The organism is Anaeromyxobacter dehalogenans 2CP-1 (assembly GCF_000022145.1).
Lineage (GTDB): Bacteria > Myxococcota > Myxococcia > Myxococcales > Anaeromyxobacteraceae > Anaeromyxobacter > Anaeromyxobacter dehalogenans.
Genome location: NC_011891.1, coordinates 2,050,709 through 2,069,568, shown reverse-complemented (window position 1 = coordinate 2,069,568; position 18,860 = coordinate 2,050,709). Strand labels below are relative to the sequence as shown.

17 protein-coding genes and 1 pseudogene are annotated in these 18,860 nt (G+C 73.4%); 10 read left to right on the top strand and 8 right to left on the bottom strand.

The features are described 5' to 3' along the window. The first annotated feature begins 21 nt into the window (after nt 1-21). Both A2CP1_RS09285 and A2CP1_RS09280 read left to right on the top strand, forming a co-directional pair. Nucleotides 22-843 (top strand): class I SAM-dependent methyltransferase, encoded by an 822-nt coding sequence (locus A2CP1_RS09285; RefSeq protein WP_012633111.1) that lies wholly within the window; start codon nt 22-24, stop codon nt 841-843. A 118-nt stretch (nt 844-961) separates the two neighbouring features. Then, on the top strand, nt 962-2,032 hold the full coding sequence (locus A2CP1_RS09280) for a 3-deoxy-7-phosphoheptulonate synthase (protein ID WP_012633110.1): 1,071 nt from the start codon (nt 962-964) through the stop codon (nt 2,030-2,032). A gap of 119 nt (nt 2,033-2,151) precedes the next feature. Here the strand turns inward: A2CP1_RS09280 and ald are convergent, their stop codons facing one another. After that, a complete protein-coding gene (gene ald / locus A2CP1_RS09275; protein WP_012633109.1) occupies nt 2,152-3,264 on the bottom strand; it encodes an alanine dehydrogenase in 1,113 nt (370 codons plus the stop codon). A 124-nt stretch (nt 3,265-3,388) separates the two neighbouring features. Here ald and A2CP1_RS09270 point away from each other — a divergent pair, with 124 nt between their 5' ends. Both A2CP1_RS09270 and gloA read left to right on the top strand, forming a co-directional pair. After that, complete coding sequence (locus A2CP1_RS09270; RefSeq protein ID WP_011421162.1) at nt 3,389-3,781, top strand: TraR/DksA family transcriptional regulator; 393 nt, start codon at nt 3,389-3,391, stop codon at nt 3,779-3,781. A 20-nt stretch (nt 3,782-3,801) separates the two neighbouring features. Then, a complete protein-coding gene (gene gloA / locus A2CP1_RS09265; RefSeq protein ID WP_012633108.1) occupies nt 3,802-4,188 on the top strand; it encodes a lactoylglutathione lyase in 387 nt (128 codons plus the stop codon). Between the two features lie 59 nt (nt 4,189-4,247). Here gloA and A2CP1_RS09260 read toward each other — a convergent pair whose 3' ends face one another. Beyond that, complete coding sequence (locus A2CP1_RS09260; RefSeq protein WP_012633107.1) at nt 4,248-5,873, bottom strand: peptide chain release factor 3; 1,626 nt, start codon at nt 5,871-5,873, stop codon at nt 4,248-4,250. A 177-nt stretch (nt 5,874-6,050) separates the two neighbouring features. After that, on the bottom strand, nt 6,051-6,494 hold the full coding sequence (locus A2CP1_RS09255) for a GNAT family N-acetyltransferase (protein WP_041450484.1): 444 nt from the start codon (nt 6,492-6,494) through the stop codon (nt 6,051-6,053). 128 nt (nt 6,495-6,622) lie between these two features. Here A2CP1_RS09255 and A2CP1_RS09250 point away from each other — a divergent pair, with 128 nt between their 5' ends. From A2CP1_RS09250 to A2CP1_RS09225, 5 genes and pseudogenes are all read left to right on the top strand, one after another. Beyond that, nucleotides 6,623-7,615, top strand: coding sequence for a GTPase (locus A2CP1_RS09250; protein WP_012633105.1), 993 nt, complete (start codon nt 6,623-6,625; stop codon nt 7,613-7,615). A 697-nt stretch (nt 7,616-8,312) separates the two neighbouring features. Further along, nucleotides 8,313-9,457 (top strand): annotated as a pseudogene (locus A2CP1_RS09240) (HNH endonuclease). Further along, nucleotides 9,438-10,184 carry a recombination-associated protein RdgC gene (gene rdgC, locus A2CP1_RS09235; protein WP_245530025.1) on the top strand — a complete coding sequence of 249 codons (747 nt, stop codon included), beginning with the start codon at nt 9,438-9,440 and terminating at the stop codon, nt 10,182-10,184. Before A2CP1_RS09240 ends, rdgC begins: the two are co-directional and overlap by 20 nt. Next, a complete protein-coding gene (locus tag A2CP1_RS09230) occupies nt 10,171-10,848 on the top strand; it encodes a hypothetical protein (RefSeq protein WP_041450481.1) in 678 nt (225 codons plus the stop codon). Before rdgC ends, A2CP1_RS09230 begins: the two co-directional genes overlap by 14 nt. Before the next feature lie 60 nt (nt 10,849-10,908). Further along, nucleotides 10,909-11,649, top strand: a complete 741-nt coding sequence (locus A2CP1_RS09225) for a metallophosphoesterase family protein (protein ID WP_012633102.1) — start codon at nt 10,909-10,911, stop codon at nt 11,647-11,649. Nucleotides 11,650-11,858: 209 nt separating this feature from the next. Here A2CP1_RS09225 and A2CP1_RS09220 read toward each other — a convergent pair whose 3' ends face one another. Beyond that, nucleotides 11,859-12,365 carry a GreA/GreB family elongation factor gene (locus A2CP1_RS09220; RefSeq protein WP_012633101.1) on the bottom strand — a complete coding sequence of 169 codons (507 nt, stop codon included), beginning with the start codon at nt 12,363-12,365 and terminating at the stop codon, nt 11,859-11,861. A 129-nt stretch (nt 12,366-12,494) separates the two neighbouring features. On the opposite strand from A2CP1_RS09220, the gene A2CP1_RS09215 reads away from it, so the two are divergent. Then, nucleotides 12,495-13,487 (top strand): aldo/keto reductase, encoded by a 993-nt coding sequence (locus A2CP1_RS09215; RefSeq protein ID WP_012633100.1) that lies wholly within the window; start codon nt 12,495-12,497, stop codon nt 13,485-13,487. A gap of 315 nt (nt 13,488-13,802) precedes the next feature. Here the strand turns inward: A2CP1_RS09215 and A2CP1_RS09210 are convergent, their stop codons facing one another. From A2CP1_RS09210 to A2CP1_RS22800, 4 genes are all read right to left on the bottom strand, one after another. Further along, the gene (locus A2CP1_RS09210; protein ID WP_012633099.1) at nt 13,803-14,387 is read right to left on the bottom strand and encodes an RNA polymerase sigma factor; all 585 of its coding nucleotides are present in this window, start codon (nt 14,385-14,387) and stop codon (nt 13,803-13,805) included. A 52-nt stretch (nt 14,388-14,439) separates the two neighbouring features. Next, nucleotides 14,440-15,381, bottom strand: coding sequence for an MvdC/MvdD family ATP grasp protein (locus A2CP1_RS09205; protein WP_012633098.1), 942 nt, complete (start codon nt 15,379-15,381; stop codon nt 14,440-14,442). Nucleotides 15,382-15,439: 58 nt separating this feature from the next. Continuing rightward, entirely contained in the window at nt 15,440-15,730 is a 291-nt protein-coding gene (locus tag A2CP1_RS09200; RefSeq protein ID WP_150106335.1) for a hypothetical protein, read from the bottom strand. Nucleotides 15,731-15,875: 145 nt separating this feature from the next. Next, nucleotides 15,876-18,824, bottom strand: a complete 2,949-nt coding sequence (locus tag A2CP1_RS22800) for a protein kinase domain-containing protein (protein WP_012633096.1) — start codon at nt 18,822-18,824, stop codon at nt 15,876-15,878. Between the last annotated feature and the right edge of the window lie 36 nt (nt 18,825-18,860).

Here is an 18,860-nt window from a genome sequence, read left to right as displayed (position 1 = left end):
TGGCCGGCGCGGAGGCGCGGCATGAGCCAGGAGACGCTGAACCCGCAGGCCCGCCAGATGGCGGACGAGTCGATGTTCCGCAACCTGGCCGCGCAGGCCTCGGCCATCTGGCCACAGGAGGCGCCGCTGTTCCGGCGCTACGAGCTGCCGCCCGGCGCGCGCATCCTCGACGCGGGCTGCGGCACGGGCGAGATCACCGCCCGCCTGGCCGGGCTGTTCCCGCAGGCGACGCTGCTCGGGGTGGACGTGCTCGAGGCGCCGCTCCGGGTGGCCCGCGCCCGGCACGGCGCGCTGGCGCCGCGCGTCTCGTTCACGCAGGGCAGCGTGTTCCACCTGGCGCTGCCGGACGGCGAGCTCGACCTCACCGTCTGCCGCCACGTCATCCAGGCCATCCCCCACCCCGAGCGCGCGCTGGCCGAGCTGGCCCGGGTGACGCGCCGCGGCGGGCGCATCCACCTGCTCGCCGAGGACTACGGGATGATCCACATCCCGCCGCGCACGCTCGACCCGGCCGACTTCTGGCCGACCGCGCCGCGCGAGTTCGGGGCCCGCACCGGCTCGGACATGCTGGTCGGGCGGCGCGCCTACGCGATGATGCGCGCGCTCGGGCTCGCCGACATCACGCTCGACTACGTCGCCGTGGACACGCTGCGCGTGCCGCGCGAGACGTTCGCGGCCATCTGGGAGGCCTGGCGCGACGGCTACGTGGACGCGATCGGGCAGCACACGCGCTTCAGCGCGGAGCAGGCCCGGCGCCACTTCGACGACCAGATCGCGACCATCCGCGATCCGGACCAGTACGCGGCCTGGGTGATCCCGATCCTCTCGGCGCGCGTGCCGTAGCCCGCCGCACGACCGGCGGGCCGGCGGTTTCCTGCTGGGAATCGCCCCTGCGCGGGGTGGAACGGACGCGCCGATCGGGTGTATTTTCGCTCCCCTTCCCCCGCGCCGGAGCGAGCCCGTGCAGAAGACCGAGGACCTGAACATCGCCGCGTTCGACCTCATGCCGTCGCCGGACGAGGTCAAGGCGCGCATCCCCATCACCGAGGAGGCCGTCCGCACCGTGGTGGAGGGCCGCCGCGCCATCGAGGCCATCCTCGACGGCCGCGACCCGCGCATGTTCGGCGTCATCGGCCCCTGCTCCATCCACGACGCCGCCGCCGGGCTCGACTACGCGCGCCGCCTGCGCCTCCTCGCCGAGGAGGTGAAGGACACGCTGGTGCTGGTGATGCGCGTGTACTTCGAGAAGCCGCGCACGTCCGTGGGCTGGAAGGGCTTCATCAACGATCCGTACATGGACGACTCGTTCCGGGTGGACGAGGGCATGGAGCGGGCGCGCCGCTTCCTGCTCCAGGTGAACGAGCTCGGCCTGCCCGCCGGCACCGAGGCGCTCGACCCGCACGCGCCGCAGTACTACGGCGACCTCGTCTCCTGGACCGCCATCGGCGCCCGGACCTCCGAGTCGCAGACGCACCGCGAGATGTCGTCGGGCCTCTCCACCCCGGTCGGCTTCAAGAACGGCACCGACGGCGACGTGGACGCGGCGGTGAACGCCATCCTGTCGGCGGGGCGGCCGCACAGCTTCCTGGGCGTGAACGGCCAGGGCCGGTCGGCCATCATCCGCACCCGCGGCAACCGCTACGGCCACCTGGTGCTGCGCGGCGGCGGCGGCCGGCCCAACTTCGACACCGTCTCCATCTCGCTCGCCGAGCAGGCGCTCACGCGCGCCAAGCTCCCGCTCAACCTGGTGGTGGACTGCTCCCACGCGAACTCGTGGAAGAAGCCCGACCTGCAGCCGCTCGTGCTCCGCGACGTGGTGCACCAGGTGCGCGAGGGCAACCGCTCGGTGGTCGGCTTCATGGTCGAGAGCTTCATCGAGGCGGGCAGCCAGCCCATCCCCGAAGACCTCTCGAAGCTCCGCTACGGCTGCTCGGTCACCGACGCCTGCGTGGGCTGGGACACCACCGTGGAGATGGTGCGCCAGGCCCGCGAGGTGCTGAAGGACGTGCTGCCGCGGCGCGACCGCGGGTAGCAGCCGGGCCGCTCGCCCCTCGACGGGCTCGGGGCGAGCGGAGTGATCCCCGCTCATCCCGAGCGTAGCGCGGCGAATGCCGCGCGAAGTCGAGGGACGGACCGCGGCGGGAGGGGCCCCTACAGCAGCGTCCGCGGATCCGTGTACGGGATCCCCAGGCTCTCCGCCGCCGGGGCGCAGGTGAGCTTGCCCCGGTACGTGTTGAGCCCGGCCAGGAAGCCGGGATCCGCGAGGAGCGCGTCCTTCACGCCGCGGCCGGCGAGCTGCATCGCGTACGGGAGCGTCGCGTTGGTGAGCGCGAGCGTCGAGGTCCGCGGCAGCGCGCCGGGCATGTTCGCGACCGCGTAGTGCAGCACGCCGTCCACGAAGTAGACCGGGTCGGCGTGGGTGGTCGGCCGGGTGGTCTCGACGCAGCCGCCCTGGTCCACCGCCACGTCCACGATCACGCAGCCCGGCTTCATGTCCTTCAGCATGCGCCGCTGCACCAGCCGTGGCGCGGCGGCGCCGGGGATGAGCACCGCGCCGATGACGAGGTCGGCCTGGACCAGCGCCTGCTCCACGTGGGCCTCGTTCGACCAGAGCGTCTCGATGCGGTTGCCGAAGATGTCGTCGAGGTAGCGGAGCGTGGGCAGGCTCTTGTCGAGGACGGTGACCCGCGCGCCCATGCCGGCCGCGACCTTGATGGCGTTCAGGCCCACCACCCCGCCGCCCAGCACCACCACGTGCGCGGGCGGCACCCCGGGCACGCCGCCGAGCAGCATGCCGCGCCCGCCGTTCGGCTGCTGCAGGTAGAACGCGCCCACGTGCGCGGCCATGCGGCCGGCCACCTCGGACATGGGCGTGAGCAGCGGCAGCCGCCCGGAGGCGTCGCGGATGGTCTCGTAGGCGATGGCGGTGACCTCGTGCTCGAGGAGCGCCTTCGTCTGGAGCGGGTCCGGCGCGAGGTGCAGGTAGGTGAACAGGATCTGCCCGGGCCGGAGCGCGGCCAGCTCGGGCGGCTGCGGCTCCTTCACCTTCACGATCAGCTCGGCCTGCTCGAACACCTGCCGCGCCACCGGCGCGATGCGCGCGCCGACCGCCTCGTACTCGGCGTCGGTGAACCCGCTCCGCTCGCCGGCGCCGGACTCGACCAGGACCTCGTGGCCGGCCGCGACCAGCGATCGCGCCCCGCCGGGCGTCAGGCCGACGCGGTTCTCGTTGTTCTTGATCTCCTTGGGGCAGCCGACGCGCATGCGAAGCTCCGGGGTGGTGAGGGCCGAGCGGCCCCCACCGAGTAAGACGAACGAGGGCCGCCGTCGACCCCCGCACCGGGTGTTCGCGATGGCGCGTCCCACGGTTCTGGGCTAAGGAGCGGCCATGAACGCGAAGGAGCGCGCCGCCCACCGGCTCGCCCTGGAGCGGCTGCGCGCGCAGCTCGTCCAGGCGGGCCCCGCCCGCATCGAGCCGAACCGCCGGGACCCGGCCAGCACCGGCGTCTCCGACGAGGACGCGCAGGCGCTCTCGGAGATGCTCCAGGTGCTCGCCTCGCAGCGCAACAAGGGGCAGGCCGAGCTGGTCGGCCGGATCGACCGCGCGCTGGCGAAGCTGGCGAACCGCCCCGACGACTTCGGGCTGTGCGAGTCGTGCGAGGAGGAGATCGCGCCCCGCCGGCTCGCGCTCATGCCCTACGCGGCGCTCTGCCCGGAGTGCCAGGCGCGCTCCGAGCCGCGCCGCAACGCGACGCGCAAGAACCTGACCGACTTCAGCTGACCCGCACCCCGGAGATCCCCGTGCGCATCCTCCACACCATGCTCCGCGTCGGCGACCTGGAGCGGTCGCTCGCCTTCTACACCGGCGTCCTCGGCATGACACTGCTCCGCCGCCAGGAGTACCCCGACGGCCGGTTCACGCTCGCGTTCGTGGGCTACGGCCCGGAGTCCGAGCAGACCGCCCTCGAGCTGACGCACAACTGGGACACGCCGCGCTACGACCTCGGCACCGGCTTCGGGCACGTGGCGCTGGAGGTGCCGGACGCCTACGCCGCCTGCGCCGAGATCAAGGCGCGCGGCGGGCGGGTGGTGCGCGAGGCCGGCCCGATGAAGCACGGGACCACGGTGATCGCGTTCGTCGAGGATCCCGACGGCTACAAGGTCGAGCTCATCCAGCGCGGGAGCTGAGCGCGGATTCCCTCACCTCCGCTCGCCCTGAGCCTGTCGAAGGGCGAGCGGGCGGGGGGTCACGCCGCCCGGACCACCACGCCGGTGGCGGTCTCGGCGAACCGGTACTCGGGGTGGAGCCGCTCCGCGGTGCGGAGCGCCCACTCGCGGTCGAACAGCACCACCGGCCGGTCGCGCACGTCGAGCACCACCATGCCCTCGACCGCGTCGTGGAGCGCGTCGAGATCGAGCGGCTTGCCGTCGGCGCGCGAGACCCAGCGCGCGAGCTGGTAGGGCACCGGTTCCACGCGCACCTGCACCGAGTACTCCGACTCGAGGCGGTAGCGCACCACCTCGAACTGGAGCTGGCCGAGGGCGCCCAGCACGAGATCACCGGCGCGGCCGGCCGGCGGCCGGTAGAGCTGCACCGTACCCTCCTGCGCGAGCTGCTCGAGCCCGGTCGCGAACTGCTTGCGGCGCATGGGGTCCACCAGCGCGAGCCGCCGGAAGTGCTCCGGCGCGAAGCTGGGGATGCCCTCGTAGACGAAGCGCGAGCCGCCGGTGAGCGTGTCGCCGATCTCCAGGTTGCCGGGGTCGTGGATGCCCACCACGTCGCCGGCCCAGGACTCGTCCACCACGTTGCGGTCGCGGGCCAGGAACTGGGTGGGGTTGGCGAGCCGGACGTCCTTGCCGGTGCGGACGTGGTGCGCCTTCATCCCGCGGACCATCCGGCCCGAGCAGATGCGCACGAACGCGACGCGGTCGCGGTGTGCCTTGTCCATGTTCGCCTGGATCTTGAAGACGAACCCGCTGAACTCGTCGCGGGTCGGCTCCACCGGGCCCTGGTCGGTGTCGCGGGGGCGCGGCGGCGGCATCAGCTCGCTGAACGTCTCGAGGAACGCCTCCAGGCCGAAGTTGTTCACCGCGCTGCCGAAGAACATGGGCGACAGCTCGCCCGCCTCGAAGCGCTCGCGGTCGAAGCCGTCGCCGGCGGCGTCGAGCAGGTCGGCCTCGGAGCGCAGGCGATCGTAGCCGGCGTCGTCGAGCGCCTCGCGCAGCATCGGGTCGTCGATGCCGGTCACCTCCACCGGCGGCCGCTCGGCGCCGGTGGTGGAGCTGGAGTTGGCGTGGTCGGCGTCGAACAGGTACACGCGCCGCGCCATGCGGTGGTAGACGCCGCGGAACACGCCGCTGCGGAACACCGGCCAGGTGATGGGGTAGACGCCGATGCCGAGGACGCTCTCCACCTCGCCGATGAGCTCGAACGCGTCGCGGCCCGGGCGGTCCATCTTGTTCACGAACGTGAAGATGGGGATGGAGCGCTGCCGGCAGACGCGGAACAGCTTGCGGGTCTGCGACTCGACGCCCTTGGCGCAGTCGAGCAGCATGACCGCCCCGTCCACCGCGTGCAGCGTGCGGTAAGTGTCCTCGCTGAAGTCGGCGTGGCCGGGGGTGTCGAGCAGGTTCATCTGCAGCCCGCGGTAGGGGAACTGCAGGACGCTGGTGGTGATGGAGATGCCGCGCTCGCGCTCCATCTCCATCCAGTCCGAGACCGCGTTGGCTCGGCCGCGCTTCGCCTTCACCGCGCCGGCGAGCTGGATGACGCCGCCGTAGAGCAGCAGCTTCTCGGTGAGCGTGGTCTTGCCCGCGTCCGGGTGGGCGATGATGGCGAAGGTGCGCCGGCGCGAGATCTCGTGGTGGCTCATGGACTGCGGGGGTCCTTCCAGAATGCGAATCGCCCCGGGCCGCGGGACCCGGGGCGAGCGAGCGTCTGTGTCGTCGGGGGCGCACTCTAACCCAGCGGCGCGTGGGTTGCATCCCCCGCGCCGCCCTCCGTCCGGCCGTGCCGGGGCCCCTCCGCGCCCGGCCGGCCCACCGGCGGGCTAGCTCACCAGCAGGAGCTTGCGCATGTGGACGTGCGGGACGCCCTGGTCCTCGAACACGTCCCCGTCGCGCCGGTAGCCGCGCGCGTGGAAGAAGGGCTCCGAGCCGAGCTGCGAGGCCACCACCACCTCGCGGATCCCGCGCAGGCGAGCCATGCGCTCGAGCGACTCGAGCATCGCGGCGCCGACGCCGCTCCGGCGGGCCTCCCGCGCCACCGCCATGCGGCCGATGTGGCAGGTGCGGTGGTCGGTCCGGACCACCCGGCCCGTGCCGACGCAGCGGCCGCCGCGGTCGAACGCCACCACGTGGTCGGCGGAGAAGTCGAAGGCGTCGCGGTCGAGCGGCCGGGGGATGTGCTGCTCGAGCTCGAAGACGTCGCGGCGCAGCGCGTAGGCGGCGTCGCGGTCCTGGGTGGACGAGGCGAAACGGACGAGGAAGGGCATCTGGGCACGGTAGCCGAAACGATCGTTCAGGCTCATGCCGCGGTGCGGCGAAACGGCGCGGTTTCCCTCGACCGGGCGAGCCCTTCGGCGGCCGTGCCACCGGCGGCGCCGCCGATGGAGCATCGGCCATGCCCGCGAACGTTCCGCCCCGGTACAAGGACGCGGAGCTGCGCCTCCATCGCGCCACCACGCGCGAGGAGAAGGAGGACGCGCTCCGCGAGATGATCGCGCTCCTGCCGCATCACAAGGGGACCGACAAGCTGCTCGGGGACCTGCGCGCCCGCCTCTCGAAGCTGGAGGAGGAGGCGACGCACGCGCACCGCCCCGGGCGCCGCGCCGAGGTCGGCCAGGTGGTGCGCGAGGGCGCCGGACAGTGGGTGATGATCGGGCCGGCGAACTCGGGGAAGTCGTCGCTGCTCGCGGCGCTCACCCACGCGAAGCCGGAGATCGCGGAGTACCCGTTCACCACGCGTGATCCGCTGCCGGGGATGATGGAGTTCGAGGACGTGCAGGTGCAGCTCGTGGACACGCCGGCGGTGGGGGGCGCGCAGGTGCCGGCCTGGCTGCCGCAGCTCGTCCACGGGGCGGACGGGGTGCTGATCGTGCTGGACGTGGCGGCGGATGATCTGGAGGCGGGGCTGCGGAGCTCGCTCGAGCTGCTGGAGCGGGCGAGGGTCCGGCCGGCGGGGCGGGCGGCGGCGGCGGGGGCGTCGCCGCTGGAGCGGGCGGTGCCGGTGGTGGTGCTCGTGAACCGGTGCGACCTGGACGACGACGGGACGTTCGCGGCGCTGGCGCGGGAGGCGGTGCCGCCGGATCTGTTCATGTTCTCTGTGTCGGCCGTCCGAGGAGACGGGTTGGAGGGGCTGCGGGCGGTGCTGTTCAGGTCGCTGCACCGGATCCGCGTACACACGAAGGAGCCGGGGCATGCGGCGGACGGCGGGAAGCCGTTCGTGCTGCCGGAGGGGGCGACGGTGCACGACCTGGCGGACCGGGTGCATCACGACCTCGCGGAGCGGCTGAAGTTCGCGCGGCTGTGGGGGCCGCACGCGCGGTTCGAGGGGCAGCAGGTCGACCGGGGGCACGTGCTGGGGGATGGGGATGTGGTGGAGCTGCATTCGTAGTTGCGGGGCTTGGATGGTGGCGGGCCTTTGAAAGGGAGCTAGAGGTGGGGCAGCGGGGTGGCGGGGCGGGCCTCTGGAAAGGGGCCGGAGGTCGGGCAGCGGGCTGGCGGGACGGGGCGCGTGCTGGAAGAGGAGCTAGAGGCGGGGCAGCGGGCTTGCGTGGCGGGGCGCCTGGAAGTGGAGCTGAAGGCGGGGCAGCGGGCTTGCGGGACGGGGCGCGTGGTGGAAGAGGAGCTAGAGGCGGGCAGCGGGCTTGCGGAACGGGCCTTTTTGGCCGAGGGCGGCGCGGGGGGATCGGCTTGCGAGAGGCCTGACGGGGAGGCGGGGATGGCTTCCCGGGGCCGCGCGCTGCTGTGACTTCCGCTCATGGTGAGCCCCGGTATTTCGCTCATGGTGAGCCGCCGTCTTCCGCTCATGGTGAGCCCCGTCGAACCATGAGCGTGACGCGGGGACCGGAATCACGCTGAGTGATTGCTTGCGACCCAACGGGCACGTTCGTTCCCATTGACGCCACTTCACTGTGCGGCGATTCCCGCGGCGCGGGACGCACGGAAACCCCGCTCAGAACGCGCTGCTCCCTCTCTGCGCGTCGCGCCCTCGCTCCGGGCGCGTTCGCGATCTTCCCCTCCCCTTCGTGCGTCTGACGGCGAACGCGTGCGTCCGGCGAGGGCTCGGAAACGCGTGAGACAGTGTCTGCATGGACACTGCGCGTGAACTCTCGGATCGGCTGGCCACCCTGCTCCGCCGCGAGCGCTTCTCCCTCACGGAGTTTCTCGTCGCGCTCGCGAGCTTCGACGCGCGGCGCGCGTGGGCGGACCTGGGGTACGCCTCGCTCTTCCATACCTGCACCGGGAGCTCGGGCTCTCGAAGGGCTCGGCCCAGTACCGCAAGGTCGCGGCGGAGCTCATCCAGGCGGTCCCGGCGGTCATCGAGCCGCTGCGGGATGGGCGGCTGTGCTTCACCTCCATCATCGAGGTGGCGCGGGTCGTGACGGGCGAGAACTGGGAGACGGTCCTGCCCCGGTTCTACGGGCTGTCGCGGCACGAGGCGGCGGAAGTCGTGGCGGGGCTGTCGCCGCATCCGGCGCCGCCGGTTCGGACGGTGCTCACGGCGGTCCGGCCGCTGGGCGGTTCAACTGTTGGACTGGCTGCCCCTGCGGCGGCCTCTGGTTCAACTGTTGAACTGATTGCCCCTGCCGTGACGTCTGGTTCAACTGTTGAACTGGCGATCCCTGCGGTGGCCTTCGGCTCAACTGTTGAACTGGGTGGCCCTGGCGGGACGGCTGGTTCAACTGTTGAACTGACCGCTGCGGCGCCTCCGCCACGCTCGGCGGCGCTCACGCCGCTCACGGCGGACCGTCAGCGGCTCCACGTCACGGTAAGTGAACGCTTCGGGGAGAAGTTGGAGCGGCTGCGGTCGCTGCGTCCGGACCTCTCGGACGATGCGCTGCTCGAGGCGGCGGTGGACCTCCTCCTCGCCAAGGCAGAGAAGCGGAAGGCTGCGCTCACGGATCGGCCACGGGCCTCGGCCCGCCCTTCCCGCGATCCGCGTCACATCCCTGCCCGCGTGCGCCGCGAGGTCTGGCTGCGGGACGGTGGGTGCTGCCAGTGGCGGCTCGCCAATGGCGACATCTGCGGGTCCACGCATGCGCTCCAGCTCGACCACCTCGTGCCGCTGTCACTGGGCGGGGAGTCGTCTCCGGGCAACCTTCGCGTGCTCTGTGCGGCGCACAACCTCGAAGCCGCGCGGCGGGTGCTGGGGGCGGCGATGATAGAGCGCCACACGCGCCGAGGGCGACGCTCCGTGGTCCACTCCGCTCACAGTGAGCCTGTCGAACGGTGAGCGGGATGCATGCGGAATGGGAAGTCATCTCGCCGCCTGGACGCTGAGCCGCTTGACCTTCTTCCCGCCCTCCCCCATCTTGCGCCCCCCTATGCCCATCCGACGAGGTTCGGTCACCTTCGCTCGCTTCCGCGCGGAGATCCCCGCGAAGCGCTCCTCCGACACGCGCCGCTGGCTGGCCCGCGGGCTCGCCAAGGGGGCCTTCGAGGCGCTCGATGTCGAACGCGGGGAGGACGATCGGGCGGCGGGGTTCGTCTCCGCTGAGGATCCGGGGGTCACGGACTTCACCTCGGGCGTGCTCGAGGGCGAGTGGGCGCTGTTCGGGTTCCGCGTGGACACGCTGCGCGTGCCGGCCTCGGCGGTCCGGGCAGAGCTGGACCGGTGGATCGCGCTCCACGAGAAGGAGCGTGGCCGGCCGCCGACGAAGGGCGAGAAGGCGACGCAGAAGGACCTCATCCGCCATGCGCACCGGCAGCGGGCGGTTCCTTCCAGCAAGGTGCATGACGTGAGCCTGCACCTCGGGTCTGGCGAGCTGCTGGTGTGGGCGGCGTCGCGCAAGCTGGTGGACGAGATCGCGGCGGCGGTGGAGGGGGCGCTGGAGATCAAGCTGACGCCCTCCTCGGTGAGCGCGCTGGCGGTCCGGTCGGAGATCTCCGATTCGGCGCTGGCTCCCACCGCGGCGCTGACGGGGCTTTCGGGCAAGGAGGCGAGCCGTGGCGAGGCGTGATCAGGCGAGGGCGGAGGCCGCGTTCATGCGCGGCGACACGGGCGTCGATGGCGTCGCGACCGACGCGGACGGGCGGGACGAGGCGGAGGTCGAGCGCGACAAGGCGCGGGAGGCGCTGGTTCGCGGCCGCACGTGGCTAGGGCGCGAGCTGCTGACCTGGCTGCTGTGGCGCTCGGAGTCGGGGGAGCCGATCACCGAGCTGGACGGGACGCCGGTGGTCGTCCTCTTCGTCGGGCGGGTCACGCTGCGCGGGGTGGTGGGCGACGTGACGGAGCTGGCGGCGCGGGGCACGCAGGCGCCGTACGCGCGCGAGGTCCGGCGGGCGCTCGACGCGGGGCTGCTGGTGCACCAGGCCCGCGTGCGCATCCAGCACGGCGAGCAGGCCTACGAGGTCACGCTCGACGCGGAGTTCCTGGACGTGAAGGGCGCGAAGCTGCCGCCGCCGCTGGCGGAGGCGGACGACGACAAGCTCGTCGAGCGGCTGGAGCAGGCGCAGCGGCTCTCGGCGCTGGTGGACGCGCTCGCGGCGGCGTTCCTCGAGGTCCGCGCCTCGCGGGCCTGGGCCTCGCGCACGGTCCCGGCGCTGAAGCGCTGGATGCAGGACGACGAAGGGGGCGCGGAGCCGGAGGAGGCGCCGGCGCCTCGGGCGCGCAAGGCGCGGTAGTCGCGGCACCGCTCATTTTTCCCGTGCCCTCACCGCCGCGCGGCGGAATACTGCGCGGCCATGCTGCGCATCGCGGCGCTTTCGGACATCCACGGGAACGTCTGGGCCCTCGAGGCGGTGCTGGAGGACGCGCACCGGCAGGGCGTGGACCTCGTCGTCAACACGGGCGACGTCCTCTCCGGGCCGCTCGAGCCGGCGGCCACCGCCGACCTGCTCATCCCGCTCGGCCTGCCGACCATCGCGGGCAACCACGAGCGGCAGCTCCTCGCCTGCGAGCACCACGCCGGCGGGCCGGCCGACCAGCACGCGTTCGAGCACACCACGCCACGCCACCGCGAGTGGCTGCGCCACCTGCCGCCCACGCTCGACCTGGCGCGCGCGGGCGTGTTCCTCTGCCACGGCTCGCCGACCAGCGACACCCAGCACCTGCTCGAGGACGTCGAGCACGGCGGGCTGCGCCTCGCCGCGCCGGGCACGCTCGAGACCCGCGCGTTCGGTGTGGACCGGAGCCTCATCCTCTGCGGCCACTCGCACGTGCCGCACGCGACCGCGCTGAGCGGCGGTCGCCTGGTGGTGAACCCGGGCAGCGTCGGGCTGCAGGCGTACGAGGACGACCACCCCTCCCACCACAGGGTCGAGAACGGCTCGCCGCACGCGCGCTACGCCCTCTGCCACCGCACGCTGCGGGGCTGGAGCGTCGCGTTCCGCTGCGTGGCCTACGATCACTTCCGCGCCGCGGAGACGGCGCGCGCGAACGGCCGCGAGGACTGGGCGCGCTGGCTGGAGACGGGGCGGGCCTGAGTCCCTCGACTCCGCGCGGCCCAGCGGAGAAGTCCGCTCACCCTGAGCGTCCCTCGACTCCGCGCGGCCATGCGCGCTCACCCTGAGCGTAGGCGAGCCGACGGCTCGCCGGAGTCGAAGGGTCGGGATGAGCGAACGGAGTCGAAGGGTCGGGATGAGCGACCGGGGTCTTCCGCTCGCCCTGAGCCTGTCGAAGGGCGAGCGTCGCGTCAGGGCGCGGTGCGCCGCACCGCCACCACGGTCAGCTCCGCCTCGCCGCCGGGCCGGTGCACCTCCACCACCTCCCCGGCGCGACGCCCGAGCAGCGCGCGTGCCACCGGCGAGCCGGCGCTGATGAGCCCGCGCCGCGCGTCGGCCTCGTCCGGCCCGACCAGGCGCCAGGTGACCCGGCGGCCGTCCTCCTCCTCGACGGTCACCCAGGTCCCGAACCCCACCTGCCCCTCCGGCGTCGCCTCGGGCCCGAGCACGGTGAGCGCGCCCAGCGTCGCGTCGAGCGCTGCGATGCGCGCGTCCAGGTCGGCGAGCCGCGGCGCGCGCTCGGCGTCTGGGAGCCGGGCCGCGTCGGCGCGCTCGGCCCGGAGCCGCGCCAGCGCCTCGCGCAGCGCGGCCTGCCCCTCGGGCGTGACATAGCGCACCTCGCCCGGCGCGAGCCGCGGCGGCGGGCGCACCACCGGGCCGAGGTCGGGCGTCTCCTCGCTGGTGAAGGCCTTGGACACGCTCCGAGGATAGCGGCCGGCCGCCGGGCGCGCCCGCCGGGCCGGGCGCCCGGGCCGGGCCGTGCGACACGGTGGCGCAGCTTCGGCGCAGCTTGCGCGGCCGCGCCGGAGGCGCCATCACCTCCACCCATGGACACCACGCGACTGGGAAGGACCGGGCTCGAGGTCAGCCGGCTGTGCCTCGGCACCATGAACTTCGGGCCGGAGACGCCGGAGGACGAGGCGTTCCGGATCATGGACCGCGCGCTCGACGCGGGCGTGTTCTTCTTCGACACCGCCAACGTCTACGGCCAGAAGGCGAGCGAGTGGGGCAAGCTCCCGCGCGAGGGGCGCACCGAGCAGATCGTGGGGCGCTGGCTGGCGCAGGGCGGCGGGCGGCGCGAGCGCATCGTGCTCGCGACCAAGGTGTACGGGCCGATGTGGGAGGGGCCGAACGGCCGCGGGCTCTCCGCGTACCACATCCGCCGCGCCTGCGAGGACAGCCTGCGCCGGCTCGGCACCGACCACGTGGACCTGTACCAGATGCACCACGTGGACCGCGCCACGCCGTGGGACGAGCTCTGGGAGGCGATGGACCGGCTGGTGCGCGACGGCAAGGTGCTCTACGTCGGCAGCAGCAACTTCGCCGGCTGGCACGTGGCGCAGGCCTGCGAGGCCGCCGCACGGCGGAACCTCCTCGGCCTCGTCTCCGAGCAGAGCCTCTACAACCTCGTCTCCCGCACCATCGAGCTGGAGGTGGTCCCGGCCTGCCGCGCCTATGGCGTCGGCATCCTGCCCTGGAGCCCGCTCGCGGGCGGCCTCCTCGGCGGCGCGCTCGCGAAGGCCGCCACCGGCCGGCGCGCCGGCGAGCGGGTGCAGAAGAAGATCGAGCAGCACCGCCCGCAGCTCGAGCGCTGGGAGAAGCTCTGCGCCGAGATGGGCCAGCGGCCCGCGGACGTGGCGCTGGCGTGGGTGCTGGGGCGGCCCGGCGTCACCGCGCCCATCGTCGGGCCGCGCACCGTGGCCCAGCTCGACGAGGCCATCGCCGCGACCGAGCTGACGCTCGACGCGGCCGCTGTGCAGGCCATCGACGCGATCTGGCCGGGCCCCGGCGGCGAGGCGCCGGAGGCGTACGCCTGGTGAGCGTCCGAGTTCCGCCCTTCGACTACGACCCTTCGACTCCGGCGAGCCTTGCGGCTCGCCTACGCTCAGGGTGAGCGGCGCGGCTGAAGGCCGCGCGGAGTCGAGGGCCCAGAAAGTCGGAGGCTCCGCCGGTTTCCCGGCGGAGCCCCCGTGGCCCCCCGGCCACTTCGAGTGGAGCGCTCACCCTTGGACGCTCCGCAGACTTTGAACGGCCGGCCCGCGGCGTGTGACGCCTCGGGCGCGGGTCTCGCGCGGCCCGGGGAAACCACTCACCATTTCAGCGCAATAGAACGTTTACCATGAAAGGGGCGCCCGTCAGGACTCTTCCCGGCTGCCCTCGACCGCGCGCCGCCGGATGATCTCGGCGAGGCGGTCCTTGATGCGCTCGTAGCGCTTGCGCAGCGTGGCCGGGTCCACGCGCTTCCCCTCCTGCGACAGCACCTCCGCGACCTCGTCCCAGGAGAGCTGCTGGTCGAGCCGGAGCACGAGCAGCGTCTGCTCCTCGTCGTCCAGCATCGCGCGCAGCTCCTCCAGCTCCTGCCGCTGGCGCTCGAGGCGGACCGCGGTGCGGGTGCGCACGTCGGCGGCGAGGCGGGTGGCCTCGGTGGTGTCGAGCCGCTGCCCCAGCCGCCGCCAGGCGTCGTCGCGCACCTTCATGGCGGCGCTCCAGGCGGCCTTGAACGCCCAGGTCCGGGCGCTGGAGCGGCGCTGGAAGCCCGGCATGCCGCGCCACACCTGCTCGGCGAACAGCGCGAACGCGTCGGAGGCGGCGGTCTCGTCGCGGAGCAGGACGTTCAGGTAGCCCAGGATCCGCGGGCCGTAGCCGCGGATGATCTCGGTCGCGGCGAGGCGGTGATCGCCCGCCTCCAGCGCCGCGGAGACCCTGGACTCGACGTCCATGCGCGGCAATCTAGACGAGCGCGCGGCGGTGGTCGAGATGGAGCGGTGTAGGTCAGCGCCGGCCCGCCAGCAGCCGGGCGAGCGCGGCGGTGATCGGCTGTCCGGTCCGCTCCTCCACGAACCCCCACTGGCCGCCCGGGTTCACCTCGAGGAACGCCCAGGAGCCGTCGTCCCGGCGCCGGAAGTCGGCCGCCCCGTAGACCAGCCCCAGGTCCGCCATGAGCCGCCGCAGTCCGGCCGCGACCGCGTCCGGGACCTCGCAGGCCGCCACGCGGCAGAGGTGGGTCACCGGCCGGAAGTCGTCCGGCGAGGCCGTGTCGCGCGCGTCGAAGTCGGCCGCAAAGAGCTGGTCGCCCACCACCGTCACCCGCACGTCCACCCCCGGCACGCGCTCCTGGAAGATGACCGGCGCGAGCGGCAGCGCCGCGAGCCGCGCCAGGTCGTCCGGGCCGACGCGGCGGGTGGTCCGCCAGTCCGCCTCGATGGCGTGGAGCGCCTTGTGGATGGCGCCGTCGGCGCCGCACCCGTCGAGGAACGCGCGGGCCTCGTCCGGATCGCTCGTGACGAGCGTGCGCGGCAGCGGCAGCCCGGCGCGCTCCGCGGCGGCGAGCTGGTGGGTCTTGTGGGAGGCCACCTGGGCGCGCCAGGGCTCGTTCACGAAGCGCGCCTCGCGGAGCGAGGCCATGATGCCCATGATCGCCTCGCCCATCTGCCGGTTCGCGAAGGAGGCGTCCTGCCGGCTCAGGGCGGCCGCCGCGGCGAACGGCAGCGGCCGGCGCCACCACACCGCGGTGACCTGGTCCGGATCGATGGGCGGCTGGCCGTCGAGCCGGAGCTCCCGGCGGCGCGCGCGGCCGCCGTGCGAGAGCACGATGCGCCCGTGTCGCGGCAGGTCCGAGAAGTCGAGCACCGTGACCGGCGCCCGGATGGCCTCGAGCGCCCGGAGCATCAGCGGCGCGTGCTCGTCCGCGGGGTGGGTGATGGCGAGGATCATGGGGGGGAGCCGGCGCGCGCACCGAGAGGCGCGCGCCGGCGGCAGTGCGGTCGACGCGCTAGACCGTGGTCGCGCCGGCGGTCGCGACCTGGATGTGCTCGATGTCCACCTGCAGGCTCGCGTACCAGAGCTCGACCTGCTGCATCTGACGGATGTCCTCGGGCGTGAGCGCGCCGGCGCGATGGGCCGGCTGGAGCACGTCGAGGAGCTTCCCGAGATGGTCGAGGAGCGCGGAGGCGATCTCCTTGCGATTCCGCGCGACGTCGAGGTTGACGTTCTCCGGGCTTCCCCACGGGCGCGGGCTCTCCGGTCCGTAAAGTGCGACCGTCGTAGCGGCGTCCTTGCTCAACGTGGTCGCAGTAGGCGCCGGATCTGTCGGCGTGGACACGGCGGTGATGCTGGGCTCATCCTTCGACAATGTCGTGGCCATGGGGCTCGGATCATTCGGCATGCGTTCTCCGGTCGGGGTTCGTGAGACGGAACGAGATAGTACTTCACTGACGGACACGAATCCCCTGAGGCGCGGCGAGCGATGAGCGGAGCGCTCGCGCGTCCCTCGCCAACGGGACATCGCGATCGGCCTCGCCGACGATCCGGAGGAGGCGGTCCACGCGTTCCAGGGCCGCGGCGTCGTCCCCGATGTTCTTCTCCGCCTTCGCCGCAAGATAGAGAGCACGTGGAAACGCAAAGGAGCGCCAGGCACCGCGGGGCGGAAGCCGGAGGAATCGCCGGACCGCCGCGAGCACCTCGCGATCGTTCCCTGCGCTAGCGCTCACCTCCGCGAAAAGGTAGGCGGGCGGCACGCCGTCCATCGGCCAGGCGTCCCGCACCTCCGCCGCAGCGAGGCGGGTCAGTGCGCCGTTCACGTCACCCGCGCGCCACGCGAGCAGCGCCGCCAGTTCTTCGGCCGCGACGGACCCTGGCGCAAGGTGCTGGCCAAGAGCCCGCGCGTGATCGATGTCGCCAAGGAGCGCGAGAGGAACGGCGAGGTCCGCCGCGTACTCCGGGTTTACGGCCGCCGCCCGAGCCGCAAAGGGCCAGACCCGCTTGCGATCCCACGCAACCATGGACAGGTGAGCGCCAATGTAGTGGCGCTCGTTCACGATCGGCTCCGGATACTCGGCGTACGCCGCTTCGTTGAGGGCCAGAGCATCTCGCAGCTGACCTTGCGCCGCGAGCAACCGCGCGAGCTGTACCGACCCCCTGGCGCGATCCTGGAGCGCGCGCGCCGCCTTGGCTGCTTCGGCGTATTCTCCTGCTGCGACCGCCGCCTTCTGCAGCAGAAGCGCCTCGGTCGTACCCCGAAGTTCGAACGCGCGACGAGCCTCTGCCAAGGCGACGTCGGGTTCCCCGAGCCACAGATGGACGTCCACGAGCCCTTGGCTGCGGGCGGGCGAATCCGGACGGCCGAACACGAGCGCTCGAAGCGAGCGAAGCTCGTCGAAGCGCCCAAGGCGCCCCAGGGCCTCGGCCAGGGTCGCCAGCGGATCCTCTCGATCGGGCATGAGCGCGACGAGCTTCTCGTAGTACGGCACGCACTCGGCCCATCTGCCCTGCCTCCACAGGAGGTCACCGGCGCCTTCGAGCGCCTCGACGTCGTCTCCGTTTTCGGCCAGGACCAGGTCGTAGAGGCGGTGCGCCTCCTGAAACCTGCCATCGATGCGCGCCTGGAGCGCTTCGACGAGCCGCCGCTCGCGTGGGCCCAATCGCCCGGCCCCCCTCATTGCCGCGTCGACGTGCCGCAGCCCGACGTCGTCCTTGGCACCCGCGGTCGAACCGACCAACGCGAGCCTGTAGTGCGCGAGCGGGAACGCGGGATCGAGCGCGAGCGCGCGGTCGAGAGCCGAAACGCAACTCTCGTACGGGCCAGCGAACGCTCGCGCCCTCTCCATGCAATCCACCCCCGCGTAGTACCAGCGCGCCGCCTCCGGGCTTGCGGTCACGGCCTCCGCCACCGGGCGCCGCACGCGGCGGTCGGCGCGGCGCTCCTTGGCCTCCCGGCGGATCCGCTCGGCGAGCTGGTCCACGCCGTCGGACATGCCCGAGGCGCTCCACAGGTCGGCGGTCGCCTCGAAGAGCTCCTTGCCGGTCTCCGACTCGACCGCCCGCACCGACAGCACCGGGCCGTGCTCGCCCGGCTCCGCAGACGGCAGCAGCACCAGGCCGGCGCCGGCGATGCGGGCCAGGTTGCGCGCCCGCTCGGCGTCGAGCCGCCCCGGCTCCCCCAGCCCGGCCTCGCGCGACACCGCGGCGAGCCGCGCCGGCGCCACCAGCCGCACGCGCTTCGAGGGCTCGAGCGCGGCGGCGAGCAGGCCGGGGACCGCGTCGAGCGTGGGATCGCCGGCGCGGTTCTCCATGGCGCCGAGCACCGCCTTCAGCTGCTCGCCGGGCGGCGGCTCGCGGTCGAGCGCGAGCCAGGCGGAGAGCGCGATGGCGGTGAGCGCCACGCTGGAGGTCGCGACCAGGGTGCGGCGGCGGGTCCGGCCGGCGTGCGCCTGCTGGATGGCGAGCAGCGCGTCGCGGGCCTCGCGCGCGCTGGCGGGGCGCCTCGCGGCGTCGCGGTCGAGCAGCCGCCGCACCAGCGCCCGGAGCGCCCGCGGGGCGGCCCGGCGCGGCAGGGCCGGCGTCGGCCCGGGCTCCTGCGCCTCGCTCCAGTCCTTGTCCACCCGGTACGGCAGCGCGCCGGCGAGGCACTGGTGCAGGATGATGCCGAGCGCGAACAGGTCCACCCGCGCGTCGCCGCCCTCCCCCTCCCACTGCTCGGGCGCCATGTACGCGGGCGTCCCGCCGTCGCCGATGCCGCCGCGCCCGAACAGGTGCGCGAACCCGAAGTCGAGCACCTTCACCTCGCCGTCGTCGCCGAGGTGGACGTTGCCGGGCTTGAGGTCGCGGTGGACGACGCCGGCCGCGTGCGCGTGCACGAGCGCCCGCGTGATGGCGACGCCGAGGTCGATCACCTGCTCGAACTCGAGCGTCTTCTCGCGCTCCAGCCGCCGCGCCAGCGAGTCGCCGCGCAGCAGCTCGAACACGAGGTACGGGCCCTCCGGCGCCTGCCCGAAGTCGTGCAGCGTGACGATGTTCGGGTGGTTGAGCCGCGCCACCGCCTCGGCCTCGCGCTGCATCCACTCGCGGCCGCGGGTGGCGATGCGCGTGCCCGGGCGCACCACCTTCACCGCCACCGTCCGGCCCAGGTCGCCGTCCTCGGCCTCGTACACCACGCCGAAGCCGCCGCGCCCCAGCTCGCGGACCAGGCGGAAGCGGCCGATGGTGGCGCCGGGCCGGAGCACCGGGGACCAGGCATCGCCGAGCGGCACGTCGTTCACGTGCACCATCTCGGCGAGCAGCCGCGTGAGCTGGACCGAGCGGTGCTCGGCGGCCGGCTCGGAGCGCGGCGAGTCCTGGCTCACCGGCTCGGCGGTCTGGGCGGGCTTGGGCGGCGTCACGAGGGGGTCCCGGGTCCGCCCCGGGTTCTACCAGAT

Bases quoted from the DNA above. Each gene is read 5' to 3' on its own strand.
- A2CP1_RS09215 (WP_012633100.1), top strand. From the start codon at position 12,495: ATGGACACCACGCGACTGGGAAGGACCGGGCTCGAGGTCAGCCGGCTG.
- A2CP1_RS09250 (WP_012633105.1), top strand. From the start codon at position 6,623: ATGCCCGCGAACGTTCCGCCCCGGTACAAGGACGCGGAGCTGCGCCTC.
- A2CP1_RS09270 (WP_011421162.1), top strand. From the start codon at position 3,389: ATGAACGCGAAGGAGCGCGCCGCCCACCGGCTCGCCCTGGAGCGGCTG.
- A2CP1_RS09285 (WP_012633111.1), top strand. From the start codon at position 22: ATGAGCCAGGAGACGCTGAACCCGCAGGCCCGCCAGATGGCGGACGAG.
- A2CP1_RS09260 (WP_012633107.1), bottom strand. From the start codon at position 5,873: ATGAGCCACCACGAGATCTCGCGCCGGCGCACCTTCGCCATCATCGCC.
- A2CP1_RS09205 (WP_012633098.1), bottom strand. From the start codon at position 15,381: ATGATCCTCGCCATCACCCACCCCGCGGACGAGCACGCGCCGCTGATG.
- ald (WP_012633109.1), bottom strand. From the start codon at position 3,264: ATGCGCGTCGGCTGCCCCAAGGAGATCAAGAACAACGAGAACCGCGTC.
- A2CP1_RS09225 (WP_012633102.1), top strand. From the start codon at position 10,909: ATGCTGCGCATCGCGGCGCTTTCGGACATCCACGGGAACGTCTGGGCC.
- A2CP1_RS09255 (WP_041450484.1), bottom strand. From the start codon at position 6,494: ATGCCCTTCCTCGTCCGTTTCGCCTCGTCCACCCAGGACCGCGACGCC.
- A2CP1_RS09210 (WP_012633099.1), bottom strand. From the start codon at position 14,387: ATGGACGTCGAGTCCAGGGTCTCCGCGGCGCTGGAGGCGGGCGATCAC.